The following is a 1,259-nucleotide window of genomic DNA, read 5'->3' on the forward strand; positions in this document are numbered from 1 at the left end:
ATTGCTGCTGGAGCGGTATACTTGGTACTGCAGCGCGCTTGGTGCACTCACATTATCCGTCGCCTTCGTCCAGCTCAACGTTACTTCTGTGTCTGTTATGCCTGACGTGCTTATTGTCCCATCCGACGCAACTGGTGCTGTGATATCGGACGTCACGACCTGCTTCATCGTATAGGCCGCCTTATTGCCTGCCTCATCCTTCACAATGACGTTAAAATAATAAGTTGTGCTTTCCGTCAGGCCAGTTACACTATATGTACCTATGTCCGTCGTATAGCTGCCTACTGCCGTTCCGTTGGCTTCAATATTTGCCACTGTATTCAGGTTATTGCTGCTGGAGCGGTATACTTGGTACTGCAGCGCGCTTGGTGCACTCACATTATCCGTCGCCTTCGTCCAGCTCAACGTTACTTCTGTGTCTGTTATGCCTGACGTGCTTATTGTCCCATCCGACACCGCTGGTGCTGTGATATCGGACGTCACGACCTGCTTCATCGTATAGGCCGCCTTATTGCCTGCCTCGTCCTTCACAATGACGTTAAGATAATAGGTTGTGCTTTCCATCAGGCCTGTCACACTATAGGTACCTATGTCCGCCGTATAGCTGCCCAGTGCCGTTCCGTTGGCTTCGATGTTCGCCACCGTGTTCAGGTTATTGCTGCTGGAGCGATACACTTGATACTGCAGCGCACCTTGTGCACTCACCGTATCCGTTGCCTTCGTCCAGCTCAACGTTACTGCTGTTGCTGTAATGCCTGACGTGCTTATTGTCCCATCCGACACCGCTGGTGCTGTGATATCGGACGTCACAACCTGCTTCGTTGTGTAGGCGGTTTTATTGCCTGCCTCGTCCTTCACAATGACGTTAAAGTAATAAGTTGTACTTTCCGTCAGGCCTGTCACACTATATGTACCTATGTCCGCCGTATAGCTGCCCAGTGCCGTTCCGTTGGCTTCGATGTTCGCCACCGTGTTGAGGTTATTGCTGCTGGAGCGGTACACTTGATACTGCAGCGCACCTTGTGCACTCACCGTATCCGTCGCCTTCGCCCAGTTCAATGTTACTCCTGTACTGGTGAGAGCTGACGTGCTTATCGTCCCAACGGACACAACCGGTGACGTCATGTCTGGTGTCACAACCTGCTTCGTTGTGTAGGCCGTCTTATTGCCCGCCTCATCCTTCACAATGACATTAAAGTAATAGGTTGCACCTTCCGCTAGTCCCGCTACACTATAGGTGCCGATATCCGCCGTATAGC

At 51.6% G+C, this 1,259-nt stretch carries 1 protein-coding gene; it reads right to left on the reverse strand.

Annotated features, from left to right (window positions below; translation table 11 throughout):
• On the reverse strand, positions 1-1,259 hold a 1,259-nt coding region (locus LRL21_RS44640; RefSeq protein ID WP_240422192.1), incomplete at both ends, for a fibronectin type III domain-containing protein.

Source organism: Paenibacillus periandrae, assembly GCF_022458865.1.
Classification (GTDB): domain Bacteria; phylum Bacillota; class Bacilli; order Paenibacillales; family NBRC-103111; genus Paenibacillus_S; species Paenibacillus_S periandrae.